The 19,057-nt window shown below is 44.6% G+C and carries 18 protein-coding genes; 7 read left to right on the top strand and 11 right to left on the bottom strand.

From position 1 onward, the window contains the following. Nucleotides 1–99: 99 nt before the first annotated feature. Nucleotides 100–891 (bottom strand): lytic transglycosylase domain-containing protein, encoded by a 792-nt coding sequence (locus GWR56_RS08610; RefSeq protein WP_238395335.1) that lies wholly within the window; start codon nt 889–891, stop codon nt 100–102. Between the two features lie 221 nt (nt 892–1,112). Here GWR56_RS08610 and GWR56_RS08605 point away from each other — a divergent pair, with 221 nt between their 5' ends. Both GWR56_RS08605 and GWR56_RS08600 read left to right on the top strand, forming a co-directional pair. Beyond that, complete coding sequence (locus tag GWR56_RS08605) at nt 1,113–2,528, top strand: pseudouridine synthase (RefSeq protein WP_162430712.1); 1,416 nt, start codon at nt 1,113–1,115, stop codon at nt 2,526–2,528. Nucleotides 2,529–2,813: 285 nt separating this feature from the next. Continuing rightward, complete coding sequence (locus GWR56_RS08600) at nt 2,814–3,947, top strand: lactonase family protein (RefSeq protein WP_162430711.1); 1,134 nt, start codon at nt 2,814–2,816, stop codon at nt 3,945–3,947. A gap of 81 nt (nt 3,948–4,028) precedes the next feature. Here the strand turns inward: GWR56_RS08600 and GWR56_RS08595 are convergent, their stop codons facing one another. From GWR56_RS08595 to ileS, 8 genes are all read right to left on the bottom strand, one after another. Then, nucleotides 4,029–4,523: a lipocalin family protein gene (locus GWR56_RS08595; protein WP_162430710.1), complete on the bottom strand. Its 495-nt coding sequence runs from the start codon at nt 4,521–4,523 to the stop codon at nt 4,029–4,031. 76 nt (nt 4,524–4,599) lie between these two features. Further along, nucleotides 4,600–5,733 carry an N-acetyl-alpha-D-glucosaminyl L-malate synthase BshA gene (bshA, locus tag GWR56_RS08590; RefSeq protein WP_162430709.1) on the bottom strand — a complete coding sequence of 378 codons (1,134 nt, stop codon included), beginning with the start codon at nt 5,731–5,733 and terminating at the stop codon, nt 4,600–4,602. Nucleotides 5,734–5,913: 180 nt separating this feature from the next. Beyond that, nucleotides 5,914–6,324 (bottom strand): hypothetical protein, encoded by a 411-nt coding sequence (locus tag GWR56_RS08585; RefSeq protein WP_162430708.1) that lies wholly within the window; start codon nt 6,322–6,324, stop codon nt 5,914–5,916. Nucleotides 6,325–6,411: 87 nt separating this feature from the next. After that, entirely contained in the window at nt 6,412–6,651 is a 240-nt protein-coding gene (locus tag GWR56_RS08580; protein WP_162430707.1) for a hypothetical protein, read from the bottom strand. A gap of 109 nt (nt 6,652–6,760) precedes the next feature. Beyond that, nucleotides 6,761–7,453: an SIMPL domain-containing protein gene (locus GWR56_RS08575; RefSeq protein ID WP_162430706.1), complete on the bottom strand. Its 693-nt coding sequence runs from the start codon at nt 7,451–7,453 to the stop codon at nt 6,761–6,763. A gap of 752 nt (nt 7,454–8,205) precedes the next feature. Beyond that, nucleotides 8,206–8,811, bottom strand: a complete 606-nt coding sequence (locus GWR56_RS08570) for a lipoprotein signal peptidase (protein ID WP_162430705.1) — start codon at nt 8,809–8,811, stop codon at nt 8,206–8,208. Further along, a complete protein-coding gene (locus tag GWR56_RS08565) occupies nt 8,812–9,189 on the bottom strand; it encodes a TraR/DksA C4-type zinc finger protein (protein WP_129878235.1) in 378 nt (125 codons plus the stop codon). Beyond that, the gene (gene ileS / locus GWR56_RS08560) at nt 9,190–12,573 is read right to left on the bottom strand and encodes an isoleucine--tRNA ligase (RefSeq protein WP_162433150.1); all 3,384 of its coding nucleotides are present in this window, start codon (nt 12,571–12,573) and stop codon (nt 9,190–9,192) included. It abuts the gene before it with no gap. 410 nt (nt 12,574–12,983) lie between these two features. Between ileS and GWR56_RS08555 the strand changes: the two genes are divergently transcribed. After that, on the top strand, nt 12,984–14,633 hold the full coding sequence (locus tag GWR56_RS08555) for a M28 family metallopeptidase (RefSeq protein ID WP_162430704.1): 1,650 nt from the start codon (nt 12,984–12,986) through the stop codon (nt 14,631–14,633). 123 nt (nt 14,634–14,756) lie between these two features. Here the strand turns inward: GWR56_RS08555 and GWR56_RS08550 are convergent, their stop codons facing one another. Next, nucleotides 14,757–15,374, bottom strand: a complete 618-nt coding sequence (locus GWR56_RS08550) for an HAD family phosphatase (protein WP_162430703.1) — start codon at nt 15,372–15,374, stop codon at nt 14,757–14,759. A gap of 106 nt (nt 15,375–15,480) precedes the next feature. Between GWR56_RS08550 and GWR56_RS08545 the strand changes: the two genes are divergently transcribed. Next, the gene (locus GWR56_RS08545; protein WP_162430702.1) at nt 15,481–17,013 is read left to right on the top strand and encodes a CotH kinase family protein; all 1,533 of its coding nucleotides are present in this window, start codon (nt 15,481–15,483) and stop codon (nt 17,011–17,013) included. 10 nt (nt 17,014–17,023) lie between these two features. Further along, nucleotides 17,024–17,218 (top strand): hypothetical protein, encoded by a 195-nt coding sequence (locus tag GWR56_RS08540; protein WP_162430701.1) that lies wholly within the window; start codon nt 17,024–17,026, stop codon nt 17,216–17,218. Here GWR56_RS08540 and GWR56_RS08535 read toward each other — a convergent pair. Further along, the gene (locus GWR56_RS08535; RefSeq protein ID WP_162430700.1) at nt 17,212–17,988 is read right to left on the bottom strand and encodes an SDR family oxidoreductase; all 777 of its coding nucleotides are present in this window, start codon (nt 17,986–17,988) and stop codon (nt 17,212–17,214) included. The genes GWR56_RS08540 and GWR56_RS08535 overlap by 7 nt on opposite strands. Nucleotides 17,989–18,113: 125 nt before the next feature. On the opposite strand from GWR56_RS08535, the gene GWR56_RS08530 reads away from it, so the two are divergent. Together GWR56_RS08530 and recO are read left to right on the top strand one after the other, a co-directional pair. Beyond that, a complete protein-coding gene (locus GWR56_RS08530) occupies nt 18,114–18,299 on the top strand; it encodes a hypothetical protein (protein ID WP_162430699.1) in 186 nt (61 codons plus the stop codon). A 27-nt stretch (nt 18,300–18,326) separates the two neighbouring features. Continuing rightward, nucleotides 18,327–19,052 (top strand): DNA repair protein RecO, encoded by a 726-nt coding sequence (gene recO / locus GWR56_RS08525; RefSeq protein WP_162430698.1) that lies wholly within the window; start codon nt 18,327–18,329, stop codon nt 19,050–19,052. The last annotated feature ends 5 nt before the right edge of the window (nt 19,053–19,057 follow it).

The following is a 19,057-nucleotide window of genomic DNA, read 5'->3' as shown; positions in this document are numbered from 1 at the left end:
ATAAAAGCTTTTTCCGTGTTCAGGTGAAGGTTTCCACAACGTAAAAAAGCCACCCCGCTTGGGATGGCCTTTAAAAGTGCTCCGTAATATTAAATTACTTTAATTGTTGTATGCTACCGAATATGGCAGTGGCTTTTGCATATAGCTATAAAAGTTTTTATAGCCGTACTTTTCGGGGTTGTTGATGATCTCTTTCATCGCTATAAGTTTGTAAACGTACGATCCGGTTTCGCGGTTAAGGCTCATGCGGAAGTAGTTATCCTCATTTTGCTTGTCCATGGCCCTTTCCAGTTTAACCGAACCATTGTTGTAGGCTGCGGCAGCCAGCGTCCAGCTGTTAAACTCGCCGTACAGCTCTTTAATGTACTTACAAGCGGCTATGGTTGATTTACGAACGTTCAAACGCTCATCTTTACCGTGCCCTACCTTTAAACCATATGAGCGCGCGGTGCCCGGCATAAACTGCCAGATGCCCCTCGCCCCTTTTGGCGATGTACCAGACTGTAAACCCGACTCTACCAGCGGTACGTACTTAAAATCTTCGGGGATACCGTAAAACTTTAAGATAGGCTCGATGATAGGGAAAAGCTTATCGGCTTTTGAATGCAGAACGTTCGACTGAACGTTTTTGTACCTGTGCTTCGCTATTGATTTTTTTAATTTAAAATCTACTTTTTTGTCGTTTACCGGTATGGCTTCGTCGGCAAAACTATAGGCTTCTTCAAAGTCGTCGGCGGGCTTGCTGAACAGTAAATTTGAAGGCGTGTAAGCGATATGTTTTGCAGGAAATACCGGGTTGGTACTGAAAATGTTAAGACTGGAAATGATAACCAGCACCAAGATTACGGAGCACGTAATTAAGTGTTTTTTAGTCATTTCAATTTTACTCATTAATTAAACATTTTGGTATGATGTGCCGCAAAGGTACGTTATATAAAGCAGATTATCAAACACTTATATTATACTTAGTGTTTTGAACATTTTAAAACTGGCCAAAAATCGACGTTTAAAGCGCTTTAAACCTGCTTTTTGGACCTGATTAAAAAGTTGTTTTTTTGGTTAATTTGTAGTACTTTTGACCCTCACGCTGCGAAAGCGCAAAACAAAAAAATATGGTATTCAAAAGACCAGCAGGTAGTCGCGACGACAAGCCCGACAAATCACAGGGCCGCTCAAAAAGTGGTGGCGAAAACACCAAAAGACCATCATTTTCCAGCACAGGAAAATCCTTTGGCGCAGGTCGCGCAGATGGCAAAAAAAATTTCTCTACAGATAAAAGAGGATCTACCTATTCAAAACCCAATACCGGTAAACCAGATGCTGACGGCACCGAAAGGCCACGTAAAAGCTATGGCCAGGCCTCGTCATTCGGCGGTGGCGATAAAAGATCATTTTCGCCAAAAGGCAAGCCGTACAGCGGCCGCCCAACAGATGGCGACCGCCCAAAACGCAGCTACGGCGATGCGCCACAAAACGACCGCAAAACTTTTGCCCCACGTGACAAACCTTACAGCGGCCGCCCACAAACCGGCGACAGCGAAGGTGGCAGTTATAAAAAGCCAGGCTTAGGCCCGGCATCATACGGCCCTCGTAAAAATCCGTCATCGTTAGATAAGCCCTTTAACAGGCGCCCTGCCGGTACTGATGGGCCAAAGAAAAGCTTTGGTGAGAAGAAATTTGCAGGCACACGCGGCGGCAAAAAAGACTTTCCAAGCACGTCTACAGGTTTCCGTAAGAGCGAAAACGATAATATACCATCAAAACCTACCATGCGCGGGCGTAAGAACCCGGTGGTTAAGGCTAAGGATGATGGCCTGATACGACTTAACCGCTACATTGCCAACGCAGGTATATGCAGCCGCCGCAAAGCCGACGAACTGATAGCCGCGGGAGTAGTATCGGTAAACGGCGAAGTGATATCTGAACTGGGCCACAAGGTTGACCCGCTTAAGGACCTGGTACGTTACAACGGCGAGGCTTTAAAACGCGAGAAAATGGTTTATGTATTGCTAAATAAGCCAAAAGATTATATCACCACAACCGACGACCCGCAGGAACGCCGCACGGTTATGCACCTGGTTGAGAAAGCCAGCAGAGAACGCATATACCCGGTGGGCCGACTTGACCGCAACACCACAGGCTTATTGTTGATGACAAACGATGGCGACCTGGCCGACAAGCTATCGCACCCGCGTAACAGCGTAACCAAACTTTACCTGGTAGAACTTAACAAGGCGCTTAGCCAGGGCGATCTTAATAAAATTGAGTTTGGCATTGAGCTGGAAGATGGCATAATTAAACCTGATAGCGTATCGTATGTTGCCGGCGGCACAAAAAAGGAAATAGGCATACAGATACATAGCGGTAAAAACCGCATTGTGCGCCGCATTTTCGAATCGCTGGGGTATGACGTGGTGAAGCTTGACCGGTCGGTTTACGCTAACCTTACAAAAAAAGACCTTCCGCGTGGCAGGTGGAGATACCTAGACGAAAAGGAAGTGATACAACTAAAGCATTTAATAAAATAATAACAATAAAGGCATCATGTAAGTGATGCCTTTATTGTTGTGGCGCTTTGTGCAGCCCGATGTATATAGGCAGGTCATCCTAACAGATTGCCCCGCTATCCGCAACTACGTATTCGAGTGATAAGTGGCTATTTAGCGCGATTGAGCAGACAAATGTTTATATCCCCCTTTCAAATGCATCATCCATTAAACCTATTCGTGCATCATCCTGTCTTACACATTATTAATAAGTAGTGTTATCTTTTTTAATCATTTTATTAACTTGCACTTATAAACCAATTACGAATGAAAAAATCTCTGTTGATGATAGCTATGCTTCTGCCTATAATAACATCTGCTCAAAAAAAAACGGAATCGCCCAAAAGTTTCGACCTTATTGTGGGCGCTTATACCAGCGGTTCCAGCAAGGGGATTGCTGTTTACCGTTTTTATACCGAAACCGGCAGACTGGCCTACTTAAGTCAGATAGATGATGTAAGCAACCCATCGTACCTTACCGTATCAAATAACAATAAGTTTGTTTATGCCGTTAACGAGAATGATAACGGCGAGGTAAGCTCGTTCTCGTTTGAGCCAAAAACCGGTAAGCTAACATTTATCAATAAAGTATCTACCCTGGGTGGCGCGCCGTGCTATATTTCTGTAGACAAAGATCAGAAGAACCTTTTTGTAGCCAATTACTCGGGCGGTAACATTGCAGTGCTGCCTATAAACGAAGACGGATCTATCGCCCCTGCCGTACAAACTATTAAAGATGACGGCCATAGCGTTAATAAAGAGCGCCAGGAAAAAGCGCACGTACATACCGCGGTATTATCGCCCGATGAAAAATATGTATTGTATACCGATCTTGGTACCGATAAAATTAATATCACCAAATACAAAGGTGGCAAAAGCAACCCTATAGTACCTGCAAAGCCTGCCTTTGTAAGCGTAAAACCAGGCTACGGCCCGCGCCACCTGGCTTTTTCGAACAATAAAAAAACCATGTACCTGATAACCGAAATGGGCAGTACAGTGGTTGTATTTGATTATAATAACGGCAAACTAAAACAACGCCAGGACATAAGCCTGTTACCTGATGGTTTTAAGGGAGAGACCGGCGCTGCCGATATTCACGTTTCGCCAAACGGCAAATTCCTGTACGCTACAAATCGCGGCGATGCCAATGATATATCTGTATTTGCCATCAATCAGGAAAATGGCGAACTAACATTTATAGAGCGTAAGCCATCAGGCGGTAAAGGCCCGCGCAATTTTGTGATTGACCCTACAGGGCAATACTTGTTAGTAGCCCACCAAAACAGCGATAACATTACCGTTTATAAGATAGATGAAAATACCGGTAAAATAACCAGCACGGTTGCACGCATTACCGTTGGTAACCCTGTTTGTTTAAAGTTTGCCCCGGCGATGTAATTAAAAAATAAAATTTAGCTGATTAGCAAAGAAGCCGGAAGTGATTTACTTCCGGCTTCTTTTGCTTTTATCTTATTCAGCTTACCGGGCTTTGGTAAACGAATAAATTATATAGCCATTACTGTTACCTATTGCTACAGGCGATCGCAGTGTCATGGTAGTGTTATCGATAACACCGATATCTAAACGATAACCTTCCTGTACGTTTTTGGCCTTATCGCCTTCGTAAAGTTTTTTGAATTGAAACTGCGTACCGGTGGGGCCGTTAAATACCGACCAAAAAATGGTTTGCGAGGTTCCGTTGGTTAATGTATAAATACCATTACCGCTGTTGGTAAATTTCCAGGTACTGCCTACAAATGCATCAGGCGATGCCTGGTCAAATACATTCTGCACAGCGCCCGGTACCAGGCCATCGTAGGTTACGTTGGTTAATGTCCAGGTGCCTACAAACTTCCCGCGTGATACATTAGCTGAAGATGTTGCGCCCGAATTTGTGTTTTGAGGTGTTGAGCAAGCTGAGAAAATAAAGGTAAGGGCTAAAATTGCAATTGATGTTTGAAATATCTTTTTCATGGTTGATGGTATGATATGTGTTTTAATTGGTATATAAACACAAATCAGGCCAAAAGGTTATGGTAATAATATAATATTACCGCTTGCTACGCTCAATAACCTCCTGATAATAATTTTCATATAAAGGCATTATATTAGATAGCTCCAGTTCTTTTGCGCGTGCAAGCGCGTTTTCTTTAAACTGGTTTAACCTTTCTTCGTCTTCCAATATAAATATGGCTCTTTCGGCCATTCCTTCTACATCACCTACGTCCTTTAAAAACCCTGTAACACCCTCCAGGTTAAGTTCGGGTAAGCCACCTGCATTGCTGCTTATAACGGGCACCTTACAAGCCATAGCCTCTAAAGCGGCAAGCCCGAAACTTTCAGACTGCGACGGCATTAAAAACAGGTCGGAGACGGAAAGGATCTCTTCAATAGCATCCTGCTTACCTAAAAAACGTACGTGCTCGGCAATGCCCAGGTCGCGGCTCAACTGCTCGCATACTGATCGTTCACCACCATCGCCCACCATTAATAATTTAGATGGTATCTTTTCTACCACTTTAGCAAACATCTTTATTACATCCTCGGTACGCTTTACCTTACGAAAGTTTGATGTATGCACCAGCACTTTTTCGCCGTTAGGCGCAATGGCCTTTTTAAAATGATCTTTAGCTTTTAGGCTAAAGCGTGTAAGGTCAATAAAATTTGGTATTACCTTAATATCCTGTTCAATATCAAAGTATTTGTAGGTGTCTTGTTTCAGGTATTCTGATACCGCAGTTACCCCATCAGATTTGTTTATTGAAAATGTTACCACCGGCTTATAGGTACTATCCTGCCCTACCAACGTAATATCAGTACCATGCAGCGTAGTTATAAACGGTATTGAAATGCCATAAGTAGCGAGTATTTGTTTGGCCATAAATGCCGCGGAGGCATGGGGTATGGCGTAATGTACGTGCAGCAGGTCAAGCTTTTCAAACCTTACGACATCAACCAGGCGGCTGGCAAGGGCCAGTTCATACGGCGGGTAATCAAACAACGGATATTGGGACACCGACACTTCGTGATAAAAAAGGTTTTCCGAAAAAAAATCGAGGCGCGCGGGCTGGTTATAGGTAACAAAATGTATCTGGTGCCCCCTGGCTGCAAGGGCTTTCCCTAATTCTGTAGCAACAACCCCGCTCCCGCCAAAGGTGGGATAACAAACTATTCCTATTTTCATTTTACTAAATGCATTTTAGGCCTCAACAACGTTAATTTATTTAACACTGATAATCAGCATGCAAGTTTAACAGCTATTTATTGTAAAAGTGTTAGCCCTATGTAAAATGATTGAACGGTATGATGAAGAGTCAAAAGATGTAAAACAAAAGACAAACAGGTAACTACCCTGCTGCATCTGCTAAACTACGCCCGCCATCAGCTTGATTAACGAGGCGTTCAGCAGGTTATTTATAGCGTTTAACGTAGCGCTGCTTTTCGGTTCTTTTTGCAGGTCGGCATGATATATCATGTGGTGTACGCCTAATACCTTTAAGGTCGCATCTGCACTAATGCTCTCATTGCGTTTGTAGCAGCAAATTTTGATGTGTTTATAAAACGGATTGGTTTGCAAACGACGCAGCACCCTTTCTATATGATGGGCCATGTGTGCATGGTGAAACAGGATAACGTCAGGCTTAAGTTCATGTATACTCGGAAATATAGCGGCGATTACCGAAATGTGTTTCACGTTATCGTACTCGGCCAGCAACTGGTCGGGAAAAGCTTCCGGGGCCACCAAAAGCACTTTCTTTGAACGGGTACCTATCATGCTCAAACCGTTTGGGGGACACGAAGATAAAATGTATATTTTACAATATCAACCCCCATTGAGCAAAAAATAATATTTAATTACCTGTTAATGAACGGGTCGCGCATCCGAAGTGTCGCTGGCCCCATGGCCTGCAGGGTCGGCATTACCGGCATTGGTACTATCCATTTTTGTAGAATCTGCCGCGTGGGTATTCCCAGGATCGCCCGTGCCGGCTTTTGCAACCGTATCCTGGGTGCCGCCTAATGTGGCGTTACTGCGATCTTTACAAGCGGTTACAGATATGGTTAAAAGCGCTGCTATTGTTATATATTTTAAAGCTTTCATACTTTTATTTTTATTAGTAACATCCCCATAAATTAAATGTTTGGCAATAAACAAAACAGCCCCCGCAATTATCGTTGCGAGGGCTGCTTATCCTAATATAGCGGGTCGATTATTTTATCTCGAACACGGCGTTTATCTGAAAACTCAGTTTTATCTTTTTGAAATCGATATCCGATTCAGGCACCGCTGCATCAGCCGCGGCCGATTTGAACATCACGTTAGCGTACATACGGGGCTGCGGGAAACTGCTGTTATCGCTCTCGGTAATATTCAATGCGCTGCCTAGCTTATCGCCTAAACCATTTACTAAGAAAGCGGCTTTGTCTCTTGCGGCAAGCAACGCTTTCAACTTTAGTTGATTTTTCACTTCGTTAATTTTTGAGTAATCATAGCTATCAATATTGGTGCTTTGAATGCCCTTGGGGTCCAGTTTGCTCATGATCTGGTTAAACTTGTTCAAGTCGCGAAACTTAACGCCATATTGTTTACTGGCCAAAAAGTCGGGGTTCTTCTTCTTCTCTGTTTCATAGTTCCATGAAGAGAGGTTATTAATTGTAAAGTCTTCCTTTGCAATACCGGCCTCGGCAATGGCTTTCTCCAATTGTGCCTCCAACTGGCTAATTGTAACCTTCTTTTTTCCGTTAAGATATTCTTTAAGGGATATAGAAACGTTTATAATATCAGGAGTAACTTCTTGTTCGGCAATGCCGGTAACTTCAATTTTTCGGCGCATGTCGGCGTTTTGTGCAAATGCCCCAAATGTGGTGGCGAATAAAGCGGCAAATAAAAATAACTTTTTCATAAGTATTAAATAAGTATATAGTGTGTAGAGTTAATTACGTATCAAAAGTTTAATTTGAAACATACATAAAAACATAATGTGTAACCTGTAAGACCGCGGTGTGTTTTAATAAGTTGATAATAAAGAGGTAAGGCTGAAATATTTAATAATTGCACAAACCCATTCTAACGAAGAACTGGCCAGTGCTTTAATAAACGCCGGTCCGCTCATTGCCGCGGAGGGCTACTTCTTTTCTCTTGATAGAAAAGAAGCAAAAGATCAAGTCAGAGCAATGCTTCAGCTCGCCCTGCCGGTTCTTAACGCTTTTTTCTCGATTGTTCGCTGTGCTCCAATCTATCGAAAAAAGCTAAACCGGCATTCCCGCCATACACCCGGCCCGCTCACTCTGACAGCAAGCCCCCGCGCTCCTAAATGGAGCCTGAAAAACGGAACGTCACCAAAAAATGCGGCATTGGCCTGTTCGGGTAGTACAGGCATTGCCTTAGCACACCCTTTCACAGAACAGGACGCAGCCGAGACTTTTCTTTGGTCACTTTCTTTTGAGAGAAAAGAAAGTGACATCCACTGACGACTCGTTGTAACACTGCCATTCCTAATGAAGAACTAAAAGGATATACATTCACCGCGTTCCCTCTCCACCCTGGCGTATAAGCACATGGTTGACAAATAATTGGTAATTGCTTTATACTCATATTGCAATAAAACAAAAAAGCCTCCCGTATCCGGAAGGCTTTGAAATTATTTAAAAGGTGTTACTCCTCCACCATTTCGCTATTAGGATTGCTTTCTTCGGGCACTTGCTGTTTAAAGTAACGCTTTTGATTTAGCAGTATCATAATAACCCCTACTGATATAGATGCATCGGCCAGGTTGAATACCGGCCGGAAGAAAATGTAGTCCTGACCGCCCCACACCGGCACCCAATGTGGGAATTGCCCTGTTAACAGCGGGAAGTAAAACATATCAACAACACGCCCATGAAACAAGCTTGCGTAGTTATAAATTACGCCATAAAAGGTAGAATCAATAATATTACCCAGCGCGCCTGCCAGTATCAGGGCTACCATCATAATTAAACCACGGTGATATTTATGCTTAATCAGGAAGACCAGTGCGTAACCAATGCCACAAACGGCCACAATACGGAACAGCGTTAAAGCCAGTTTGCCAAACTCGCCGCCAAGCTCCATGCCAAAGGCCATACCGTTATTTTCGGTATAGTGCAACATGCCCCGGTTACCCAAAAAGCGTATCTCTTCGCCCAAGGACATATGGCCCCTAACCCAGATCTTGATGATCTGGTCGAGTAAAATGATAAATGCTGCGGTTAAAAAAGGTTTTGTATAAGCAGCCTTCATTTATTGCTTTAATTTAGCTTCCATAGTAAGCGTTGTGTGCGGAACAGCACGCAGGCGCTCTTTTGGAATAAGCTTACCGGTTTCGCGGCAAATGCCATAGGTTTTGTTTTCGATACGAACCAAAGCGGCTTCTAACTGCTCAATAAATTTCTTCTGGCGGGCAGCCAATTGGTTTATCTGTTCTTTCTCTAACGTCGCAGATCCATCTTCAAGTGTTTTATACGTACCCGCAGTATCATCAGTACCGTTCGCGTTCGGCGAGCTTAGCGACGTAGCCAGTGCGCTCAACTCTTCTTTAGAGCTGCGTAATTTTTCTAATAATAGGTCCTTGAATTCTTTTAATTCCGAATCAGAATACCTTGTTTTTTCGTTTTCCATTTAACTTTTACTTATAGCGATCAAAATTTCGTTCTCATCAATCACGGCCTTAACGCCTTCAGATAGCTGATTATCAAGCACAAGGCTGTCTGCTAAAATTTCGGCGCAAATATATGATAAATTATTTTCCAGTGCTTTCCAGATACCGGTGCCGCAACTCACACTTACGTTTATGCGGTCGGTTACTTCTAATCCTTTATCTTTACGGTTATTTTGTATACGGTTTACAAATTCCCTTGCAATACCCTCCTCTTTCAACTCATCGGTTATCGTAACATCTAAAGCCACGGTTAGTTTTCCTAAATTTGCAACCTGCCATCCAGGTACATCTTCGGCTATAATTTCCACGTCAGAAAGTAGTATCGAGTGTTTAGCATCAAGTATCAGGATAGAGCCGTTTGTTTCCAATTCGGTTATCTGTTGCTGATCAAACCCATTGATAGCAGCGGCCACATCTTTCATATCCTTTCCTACCTTGGCGCCCAAAGCTTTAAAGTTGGGTTTTATCTTTTTCTTGATAAAACCGGCAGCATCGGTGATGTATTCAATATCCTTAATGTTGGTCTCTGATAGGATCAGCTCTTTCACCTTCTCTATCTGTGCTTTAAATTTCTTATCCAGTATTGGCAATAAAATCTTGCTCAACGGCCGGCGCACAGGCACCTCTATTTTTTTACGAAGCGATAACACCAGTGATGAAATATCCTGCGCCAACTGCATGCGTTCTTCCAGGGCGGTATCAACCAGGTCGTTATGGTATTCGGGGTAGTACGCCAGGTGTACCGATTCAAACTCCTCTTTACCGGTAACGCTGTTCAGGTCGGTATATAAACGCTCGGCAAAGAACGGTGCAATAGGCGCCATTAACTTGCTGATGGTTATTAAACAGGTGTAAAGCGTTTGGTATGCCGAGAGCTTATCTTCAGAGTTATCTGACCGCCAGAAACGGCGGCGACTTAGCCTGATGTACCAGTTGCTAAAGTGAGCGTCAACAAATTCCTGTATGGCACGGGCCGCTTTGGTTGGTTCAAAATCGGCGTAATAGTCATCAACCTCCTTGCTAAGGGTGTTTAACAGCGATATGATCCAACGGTCAAGCTCGGGGCGGTCCTCTATCGCTATCTCGGCTTCCTCGTACTTAAACTTATCGATGTTGGCATAAAGCACAAAAAACGAGTAAGTATTGTACAGTGTACCGAAAAATTTACGGCGAACCTCGTCCAGCCCTTCGATATTAAATTTCAGGTTATCCCATGGGGCCGCGTTACTGATCATATACCAGCGGGCAGCATCGGCGCCAAACTGCTCGATGGTCTCAAACGGATCTACGCCATTGCCCAAACGTTTTGACATTTTGTTACCGTTCTTATCGAGCACCAAACCGTTTGATACCACGTTCTTGAACGCAACGCCTTTGTTGCCTACCTGCTCGTTAATGGCTTTTACTTCGTCGCTCGCTTCGCTCAGCATTACCGCTATGGCGTGCAGTGTAAAGAACCAGCCGCGGGTTTGGTCAACCCCTTCAGCAATAAAATCTGCCGGATAAGCATTTTTAAATTCTTCTTTATTTTCAAACGGAAAGTGCCATTGTGCGTAAGGCATGGCGCCGCTGTCAAACCAAACGTCAATCAGGTCGGGTTCGCGTAGCATGCGTTTGCCGGTCGATGATGTTAATATTACATCGTCCACATAAGGGCGGTGCATGTCTTCCAGTTTAAAGCCCGCAGGCATTAAACCGGCCTCAATTGATCTTTGTATCTCGGCGTTCAGTTCTTGTATCGAACCAATGCACTTTTCTTCTTTGCCATCTTCCTCGCGCCAGATAGGCAGCGGGGTACCCCAGTAGCGCGAACGCGACAGGTTCCAGTCAACCAAATTCTCCAGCCAGTTACCAAAACGGCCTGTACCGGTACTTTCGGGCTTCCAGTTAATGGTTTTATTCAGCGCAACCATTTTATCCTTCACCGCTGTGGTGCGGATGAACCAGCTGTCTAAGGGATAGTAAAGTATAGGTTCATCTGAGCGCCACGAGTGGGGGTAGCTGTGCTCGTATTTTTTAACGTCGAATGCTTTGTTCTCGGTCTTTAACTTTATAGAGATGAGTACATCAGTCGGTTTAAACCCTTCCGCTGCACGGTCTTCGTTGGAATAGTATTCTTCTTTTACGTAACGGCCGGCAAAATCGGTAACCTCTTCAACAAAGCGGCCTTGTTTATCAACCAAAGGCACTTCTTTACCGTTCTCGTCCCTTACCATTACCGATGGCACGTTATTCTCCTTACATGCTCTAAAGTCATCCGCACCAAAAACCGATGCGGTGTGCACAATGCCTGTACCATCCTCGGTAGTAACAAAATCAGCCGGGATCACACGGAAAGCGTTTTGCTCCAATTCCGCATTTGTTACGTACGGCATTAGCTGCTCGTAGTGAATATCCAGCAGGTCGGTACCCTTAAACTCGCGGGTCAATGTCCAGGGTATAATTTTATCGCCGCCTTTGTAATCTTCAAAAGATGCGTTCTCACCCTCGGCCTTAAAGTATTTCTTCACCAGGTCCTTAGCCAACACCACGCTAATGGGTTCGTAGGTATAAGGATTAAAGGTGTTTATCTGTACGTAGCTGATGCTTTCGCCAACGGCTAATGCGCAGTTTGACGGCAATGTCCATGGGGTGGTCGTCCAGGCCAGGATAAACACATCGCTGCTTACACCGTCAAATAAAAAGGCTGAATCGCTGTCATTCTTTACCTTAAACTGGGCGACAATGGTAGTGTCTTTTACCATTTTGTAGGTGCCCGGCTGGTTCAACTCGTGCGAGCTAAGGCCGGTGCCCGATTTTGGCGAATACGGCTGTACGGTATAGCCTTTGTAAAGCAGGTCTTTATCGTACAATTGTTTCAGTATCCACCAAAGGGTTTCAATGTATTCGTTCTCGTAGGTGATGTACGGGTTTTCAAGGTCGACCCAATACCCCATCTTTTCGGTAAGATCATTCCAGATATCGGTATAACGCATTACCTCCTTGCGGCAGGCATCGTTGTATTCTTTTACCGATATTTTTTTACCAATATCATCTTTGGTTATACCCAGGGCTTTTTCAACAGCAAGTTCAATAGGCAGGCCATGGGTATCCCAGCCGCCTTTGCGTTTAACCTGGTACCCCTTAAGGGTTTTATAACGGCAAAAAATATCTTTGATGGAGCGGGCCATTACGTGGTGAATACCCGGCATACCATTGGCGCTTGGCGGCCCTTCATAAAAGGTATACGGCTTGCTTGCCGGCCTGCTGCTGATACTTTTTGCGAATATGCCGTTCTGTTTCCAGAAATCCAGCACTTCTTTACCTGTTTGCGATAGATTTAACTGCTTATATTCCTTGTACATCAATATGTTCGCCTCGAATTTTAAAGGTTGCAAAAATACGGATTTTTATTATTAAATGATAGTTAATAGGGTAATTATGACGGAGAGATTTTGATAGGATGGGATTTATCCGGACACGCATGCCGTATATAATGCTTTGCCGGGTTGGCTCACCCCCTGCCCCCTTTCTGCTGCGCAAAGAGGGGGTGTAAGAGTCACTCTCTTTGCAAAACAAAAAGCTGTTACCCTCTTTGCGCAGCAGAGAGGGGAGGTTTTTTAATCTTCTAAACCCTCTTTACGCAAGCGTAGAGAGGGTCGCGCACGTAGTGTCGCGGGGTGAGTTATCGCCGCCCGTGTAACCAAGCCTTTACCATTAGCACCTGCAAACAATCCAAAGCTTTCCTATATTTGATCTACAAACATTCTGAACCATGAAACTAAACTTCATAAGCTTTTTGACCGCTGCCACCCTCCTGGCCAGTTGTGCAGGTAACGAAAAGAAAACAACCATCGTTACAACCCCGGATACGGGCATGGCTGCCGATATACGCCATCATATTGCTGTTTTGGCCAATGATAGTTTATTAGGCCGTAAGCCGTTTACCCGGGGCGAGGATAAAACCATTGCCTATATAGCCCGGGAATTCAAAAAGCTGGGGCTTGAGCCGGGCAACAATGGCAGTTACTTTCAGGAGGTACCGCTGGTTGAGATAACCTCTGCCTCGCAGGAAATGAGGATAAGTGGAGCGGCAACAACATCCCTTAAACCGGGTGTTGACTTTGTAGCATCGACCCGCCGCGAGTTGGACAGCCTGAGTTTAAAAAACTCTCCGTTAATTTTTGCGGGCTTTGGCGTGGTTGCGCCAGAGTACGGCTGGAACGATTATAAAGGCCTTGATGTAAAGGGTAAAACGGTTATTGTTTTGGTTAACGACCCGGGCTTTAAGGCCAAAGAAAAGCTATTTAAGGGCGATACCATGAGTTATTATGGCCGTTGGACCTATAAATATGAAGAAGCCGCGCGGCAGGGCGCGGCCGGTGTTATTATCGTTCACCAAACGGACCCGGCAAGCTACGGCTGGCAGGTAATTCAAAACAGCTTTACCGGATCAAAGCTTTACCTGCAGCAGGCAGATAAACACATGAACCGCTGCATGGTTGAAGGCTGGATGAGCGAAGAGGCTGCCACAAAATTGCTATCGGCCGCGGGCGTCAATGGCGATATCCGCGAGTATGCCCGTAAAAAAGGTTTTAAGGCAGTACCGTTGAAAAGCACCGTATCATTAAATTTAAAAAATACGCTCAAATACTCTAAATCGCACAACGTGATAGCCCGTTTAACAGGATCCGCGCGGCCGGACGAAACCATTTTATATACCGCACATTGGGACCATTTTGGCATTGGCAAACCTGATGCAAAAGGCGACAGCATTTACAATGGCGCGGTTGATAATGCCAGTGGCGTAGCTGCTGTTTTGGCCGTTGCTAAAAAGTTCACACAGCAAAAAACCAAACCGGAACGTTCGATCGTTTTCCTTGCGGTTACTGCCGAGGAACAGGGTTTATTAGGGTCGGAATATTATGCTACCCACCCTATCTATCCCCTAAATAAAACTGTTGCCAACCTTAATATTGACGCCTTATCAGATTTTGGCGAAACCAGCAACTTTTCTATCACCGGCAAAGGGCAGAACGATCTGGACGACTATGTAATAGCACTCACCAAACCAAAAGGCTGGGATGTTGTGGGTGATGAAACACCGGGTTCGGGCAGCTACTACCGGTCAGATCATTTTAACTTTGCTAAGGTGGGCGTACCGGCGCTCGATCTGCATAACGGCTCAAAAAGCATCCAGCGCGGCGAAGAATTTGGCAAGGAAAAAGCTAAGGAATACAACGAGCAACATTACCACCAGCCATCAGACGAGTACAGCGAAGCTATGGACACGAAAGGCATGGCCCAAACCGCCAACCTGATGTACCAACTTGGCGTTAAGCTAAGCAACGAAACCACCTTCCCTGGCTGGAAAAAAGGCTCGGAGTTTAAGGCGGTAAGGGATAAAATGATGGGGAATAAATAAACGCTTATAAGTGACCGACGTGTCATTGCGAGGTACGAAGCAATCTCTTTAAGCAAATCGGCTATGCAAGTTGTATACCGATCCTGAAGAGATTGCTTCGTACCTCGCAATGACGTTTTTTAATTACACCTTATCAATCCTAATCCACTGCATGCCGGCTGCTTCGGCTGCTTGTACGCCAGGTTCGCCATCTTCAAAAACCAGGCAGTGGCGAGGCTCAACACCCAACTGTTCGGCAGCGACTAAAAACGGATCGGCAAAGGGCTTTCCGCGTTCGGTTTCGCCTGCGCATATCAACACTTCAACCAGATCGTAAATGCCCAGTACCTGCAGCGTTTTGGTTACCGAGTTACGGCTGCCGCCAGATACCACTCCTATTTTAATCTTTCCCGCATGGCTCTTTAAATGGTTCACCACATACTCTATAGGCTGGGTTTGTTCAATATACTCATTAAAAAATATCTTGTGCTTACGGGCTGCAAAATCGGCAGGTTCAAAGGTGGTGTTGTAACGTTTGTTTATTTCGTCGACAACATTAAGTATAGGCAGGCCGGCAAATTCGTCAATAATATCTCCGTCTATCACTACGCCGTCATCCGCAGCTACCCGTATGTAGCTGTTTTTATGAGCGCCCATGTTATCTGCAAGGGTGCCGTCACAATCGTATAAAAAGGCCTGGTAATCGCCGGCAGCAAGCTTTGTTAAAGCTTTATATTTTTGAGTTGATAATGTTTTATCCATCTGTGCAAGTATAAATAACCTGCAAACATTTTTCAACACCTGCGGGTGTATCTTACCGCATAGTTGCATCTTTTTTTTAATATCTTGCAGATTATAAACGCGTTAAATGAAGAGACACATTACCTCAGTTTGCTTTCTGTTATTAGTTTTTGGGTGTAAAAAAGATTCGGTGATCATTCCGCCGGTTATAGAACCCGTTGTAAGCAAGTTTGAATTTAAAATAGAAGCTGCTAAAAACCCGGACCAGATTTTTACCGATGTTGTTTTAACTATAGAGGGTACCAGGATAAAAGGGTATACTCCCGGTACAAAATCCCTGCACGAGTTGATATTATCCTACAAGCTAAAAGATAATGCATCGATAGTGAAGGTTAATGGCGTGGTACAAAAAAGCGGTGTAACATCAAACGATTTTAGCAAACCGGTGATTTACTCTATAACCGACTCTAAAGGCAGCACTACCGATTATACGGTTAGCATATTTAACTTTACCGGCCTGCCCATATTTAACCTTACAACATCGGCCCCGGTGGTATCAAAAGACGATTATGTTACCGGCACACTTAATATAAACACCAACGGGCTTTATGAACAGGAAACAAACGATATTGCACTACAAATAAAAGGCCGGGGTAACTCTACCTGGGTTTTACACCCCAAAAAGCCATATCGCTTAAAATTCAATTCGAAGGCAAAAGTGCTGGGTTTGCCCGCCGCTAAAAACTGGGTACTGCTCGCCAACTATTCTGATAAAACACTTATGCGTAACTATATTGCCGATGGTGTGGCGCAAAGCCTTAACGGCGATTTTACCCCGCATGGGATATTTGTTGAAGTGGTAATGAATGGCAGCTACGTGGGTAATTATATGCTAACCGAACAGGTAGAAGTAAATCCCGGACGCGTTAACATCACCGAAATAAAAAGCGGAGATAACGCCGATCCTAACATTACAGGCGGCTATTTATTAGAGCTTGACCAGCGGCAGGAAGATGAAAACCGGTTTACAACAAATGCAAACCTGCCCTTTACGGTAAAGGAGCCCGGAAGCATTACTCCGGCCCAAATGGCTTATATTAAAACCTATATTCAGGATACCGAAAATGCCATATTTGCAGCAAACTTCGCCGATCCTGTAAATGGCTATGCCAGGTATATCAATACCGACTCGTTCATCAACTGGTTCCTGGTCAACGAATTATTTAAGAACCAGGACGCGGCAAACTTTAGCAGTATGTTTTATTATAAAGACAGGGGCGGCAAATTGGGTATGGGCCCCGCCTGGGATTTTGACCTGGGCGCTGGAAATGTTGATTACAGCGACGCTACTAAACCCGATGGTTGGTGGGTACGTACCGGGCCGTGGTTTAACCGCCTGTTTCAGGACGCTGCGTTTGCGGCAAAAGTGAAAGCACGCTGGCAATTCTTAAAAGCTAACGGCATACCGGCCATGTATAAGAACATTGACCAAACCCAGGCTTATTTAACCTTATCGGCACACGAAAATTTTTCTACATGGAATATTCTGGATACATACGTTTGGCCTAACCCGGTTGTTTTAGGCTCATACCCCAGGGAAGTTGCGCAATTAAAAACCTGGCTTACACAACGCGTAGCATGGCTGGATAGTAATTTGTAATTTTGCAGTTATGAATTTTAAGATATTTGTGGTGGTATTTGCAGGTGTGCTCATTATACTGTTTGCCATCTTCAGCCTGTATGCTGTTGGCGCACAAAACCAGCAATGGAAAAACGTATTGATAGGCGCCGCTATAGGCTGTGTGCTTGCAATTGGTTTCCGTGCTATGAAAAAGAAGAGGCTGGACGGTAAAAAACCTCAATAAATATTACGCCCCGCTCCACCATCAACCTGTATGGTTTGCCCGCTTATATAGGCAGCTTGTTCTGATGCCAGGAACGCCACCAGCGCGGCCAGTTCTTCGGGTTTGCCAATACGGCCAAGCGGGATGGTTTTGGCTTTTTCGGCCAGCGCCGTATCCGGGTCGGCACTTTTTGGCAGCGTATGTTTTATACGGTCGGTAAGGATAAGGCCGGGCGCTACGTTATTTACCGTGATGTTATAAGGGCCGAATTCATCGGCCATCAATTTTGCCATACCCACAACGCCCATGCGCATAGCGGTTGATAACACAGAATTAGCCAGCACCGATTTAACCGATCCGCTTATAATATTAATGATGCGCCCGCTGCCTGTTTTTTGCAGGTGAGGTAATACCAGGCGGCTGGTGCGCGCCATACTCAGTAAATTAAGTTCGAATGCCTTTTGCCATTGGCTATCGTCAAAATTTTCAAACTTGTCAAAGGGCGGGCCGCCGGCGTTATTTAGCAAAATATCTATACGACCAAAAGCATCAGCGGCCTTGCTTATAAAATCGGTTACCTGTGCAGCGTCGGCAACATCAACCGGGATGGCTATCACGTCGTTACCGGTGGTCTGCTTAATTTCCGCAGCGGTTTTGTTCAGTGCGGCTTCATCACGAGAGCCAATGATAACCTTTGCGCCTTCGGCAGATAATGCCATTGCAATAGCCTTGCCTAAGCCCTTGCTGGCCGCAAGTACAATTGCCACCTTGTTGTTCAGTTTCAGATCCATCTTACAATAACATATAATTTTGATACTTGTTGGTTTACCTGTGTCCGTTTGCTAACATAAATAAAATATCTTTGTGATGGTTAAACAAGCCTAAATGGCTTAATTTAAACGTAATTCAAAAAGGGATGAAAAACCAGGTTGCCCGTACCTTTTTACTGTTAGGCACAGCGCTTATACTTTTTGCCTCGGCCGAGTTGTTTATACTACCCGGAACCTACCGTGATATTTGTAACGGCGCTTCGGCTGGCTTGGGGCTGGCCGGCTGCATAAGCTTTGTGATGCTACTCGTCGAGAACTTTAAAAAGCGCTAACCGGTATGAAAATATTATTGCTTTGCCATGCTGCATAAAACCCGCGGCATTGTTTTTAAAACTACCGACTACAGCGAGAGTAGTGTTGTGGTACAGATATTTACCGAAAAATTCGGGCTGCAATCGTACATCATAAATGGGGCAAAAAAGCCAAAGGCCAAAATAGGCCGCAATATGCTTCAGCCGCTGCACCTGGTCGATATGGTGGTATATCACAAAAGCAATGGCAACGTGCAGCGTATAGCCGAATTAAAGAACGCGCCTACCCTTCATACCATCCCATACGATGTGGTTAAAAGCTGTATTGCCATGTTCCTGAACGAGGTATTGTATAAAGCTGTAAAGCAGCAAACGCCCGACGGAAACATATTTGATTTTATCTTTAATGCCATCGAACTGCTTGACCATAAAACACGCGGACTGGCAAACTTTCACTTGGTATTTTTAACTCAGCTAACGCGGTACCTGGGCTTTTACCCGCACGGCGGCAATATGGCTACGGCCAATTATTTTGATATGAGGGACGGCGTTTTTAGCAATTATAAGCCGGATAGCCTAAACTACCTGTCGCCGCCGCATACCAAAAATTTTTATGTTTTGCTGCAAAGCAGCTTTGCCAATGCAGATGAAGTTAAGTTAAGTAACGACGAGCGACGTTACCTGATCAATAAACTACTGGAATATTACGCTATGCATATCGAAGGTTTTGGCAATATCCGGTCGCACGAGGTACTGGAAGAGGTTTTGGGATAAATCTT

The sequence above is a fragment of the Mucilaginibacter sp. 14171R-50 genome (assembly GCF_010093045.1).
Classification (GTDB): Bacteria; Bacteroidota; Bacteroidia; order Sphingobacteriales; family Sphingobacteriaceae; genus Mucilaginibacter.
This window is presented reverse-complemented; position numbering and strand designations above follow the sequence as displayed.

Coding starts and splice junctions, on each gene's coding strand:
- GWR56_RS08545 (WP_162430702.1), top strand. CDS start 15,481: ATGAAGAGACACATTACCTCAGTTTGCTTTCTGTTATTAGTTTTTGGG.
- GWR56_RS08565 (WP_129878235.1), bottom strand. CDS start 9,189: ATGGAAAACGAAAAAACAAGGTATTCTGATTCGGAATTAAAAGAATTC.
- bshA (WP_162430709.1), bottom strand. CDS start 5,733: ATGAAAATAGGAATAGTTTGTTATCCCACCTTTGGCGGGAGCGGGGTT.
- GWR56_RS08550 (WP_162430703.1), bottom strand. CDS start 15,374: ATGGATAAAACATTATCAACTCAAAAATATAAAGCTTTAACAAAGCTT.
- GWR56_RS08585 (WP_162430708.1), bottom strand. CDS start 6,324: ATGATAGGTACCCGTTCAAAGAAAGTGCTTTTGGTGGCCCCGGAAGCT.
- GWR56_RS08605 (WP_162430712.1), top strand. CDS start 1,113: ATGGTATTCAAAAGACCAGCAGGTAGTCGCGACGACAAGCCCGACAAA.
- GWR56_RS08610 (WP_238395335.1), bottom strand. CDS start 891: ATGAGTAAAATTGAAATGACTAAAAAACACTTAATTACGTGCTCCGTA.
- GWR56_RS08535 (WP_162430700.1), bottom strand. CDS start 17,988: ATGGATCTGAAACTGAACAACAAGGTGGCAATTGTACTTGCGGCCAGC.
- GWR56_RS08600 (WP_162430711.1), top strand. CDS start 2,814: ATGAAAAAATCTCTGTTGATGATAGCTATGCTTCTGCCTATAATAACA.
- GWR56_RS08575 (WP_162430706.1), bottom strand. CDS start 7,453: ATGAAAAAGTTATTTTTATTTGCCGCTTTATTCGCCACCACATTTGGG.
- GWR56_RS08580 (WP_162430707.1), bottom strand. CDS start 6,651: ATGAAAGCTTTAAAATATATAACAATAGCAGCGCTTTTAACCATATCT.
- GWR56_RS08555 (WP_162430704.1), top strand. CDS start 12,984: ATGAAACTAAACTTCATAAGCTTTTTGACCGCTGCCACCCTCCTGGCC.
- GWR56_RS08570 (WP_162430705.1), bottom strand. CDS start 8,811: ATGAAGGCTGCTTATACAAAACCTTTTTTAACCGCAGCATTTATCATT.
- recO (WP_162430698.1), top strand. CDS start 18,327: ATGCTGCATAAAACCCGCGGCATTGTTTTTAAAACTACCGACTACAGC.
- ileS (WP_162433150.1), bottom strand. CDS start 12,573: ATGTACAAGGAATATAAGCAGTTAAATCTATCGCAAACAGGTAAAGAA.
- GWR56_RS08540 (WP_162430701.1), top strand. CDS start 17,024: ATGAATTTTAAGATATTTGTGGTGGTATTTGCAGGTGTGCTCATTATA.
- GWR56_RS08530 (WP_162430699.1), top strand. CDS start 18,114: ATGAAAAACCAGGTTGCCCGTACCTTTTTACTGTTAGGCACAGCGCTT.
- GWR56_RS08595 (WP_162430710.1), bottom strand. CDS start 4,523: ATGAAAAAGATATTTCAAACATCAATTGCAATTTTAGCCCTTACCTTT.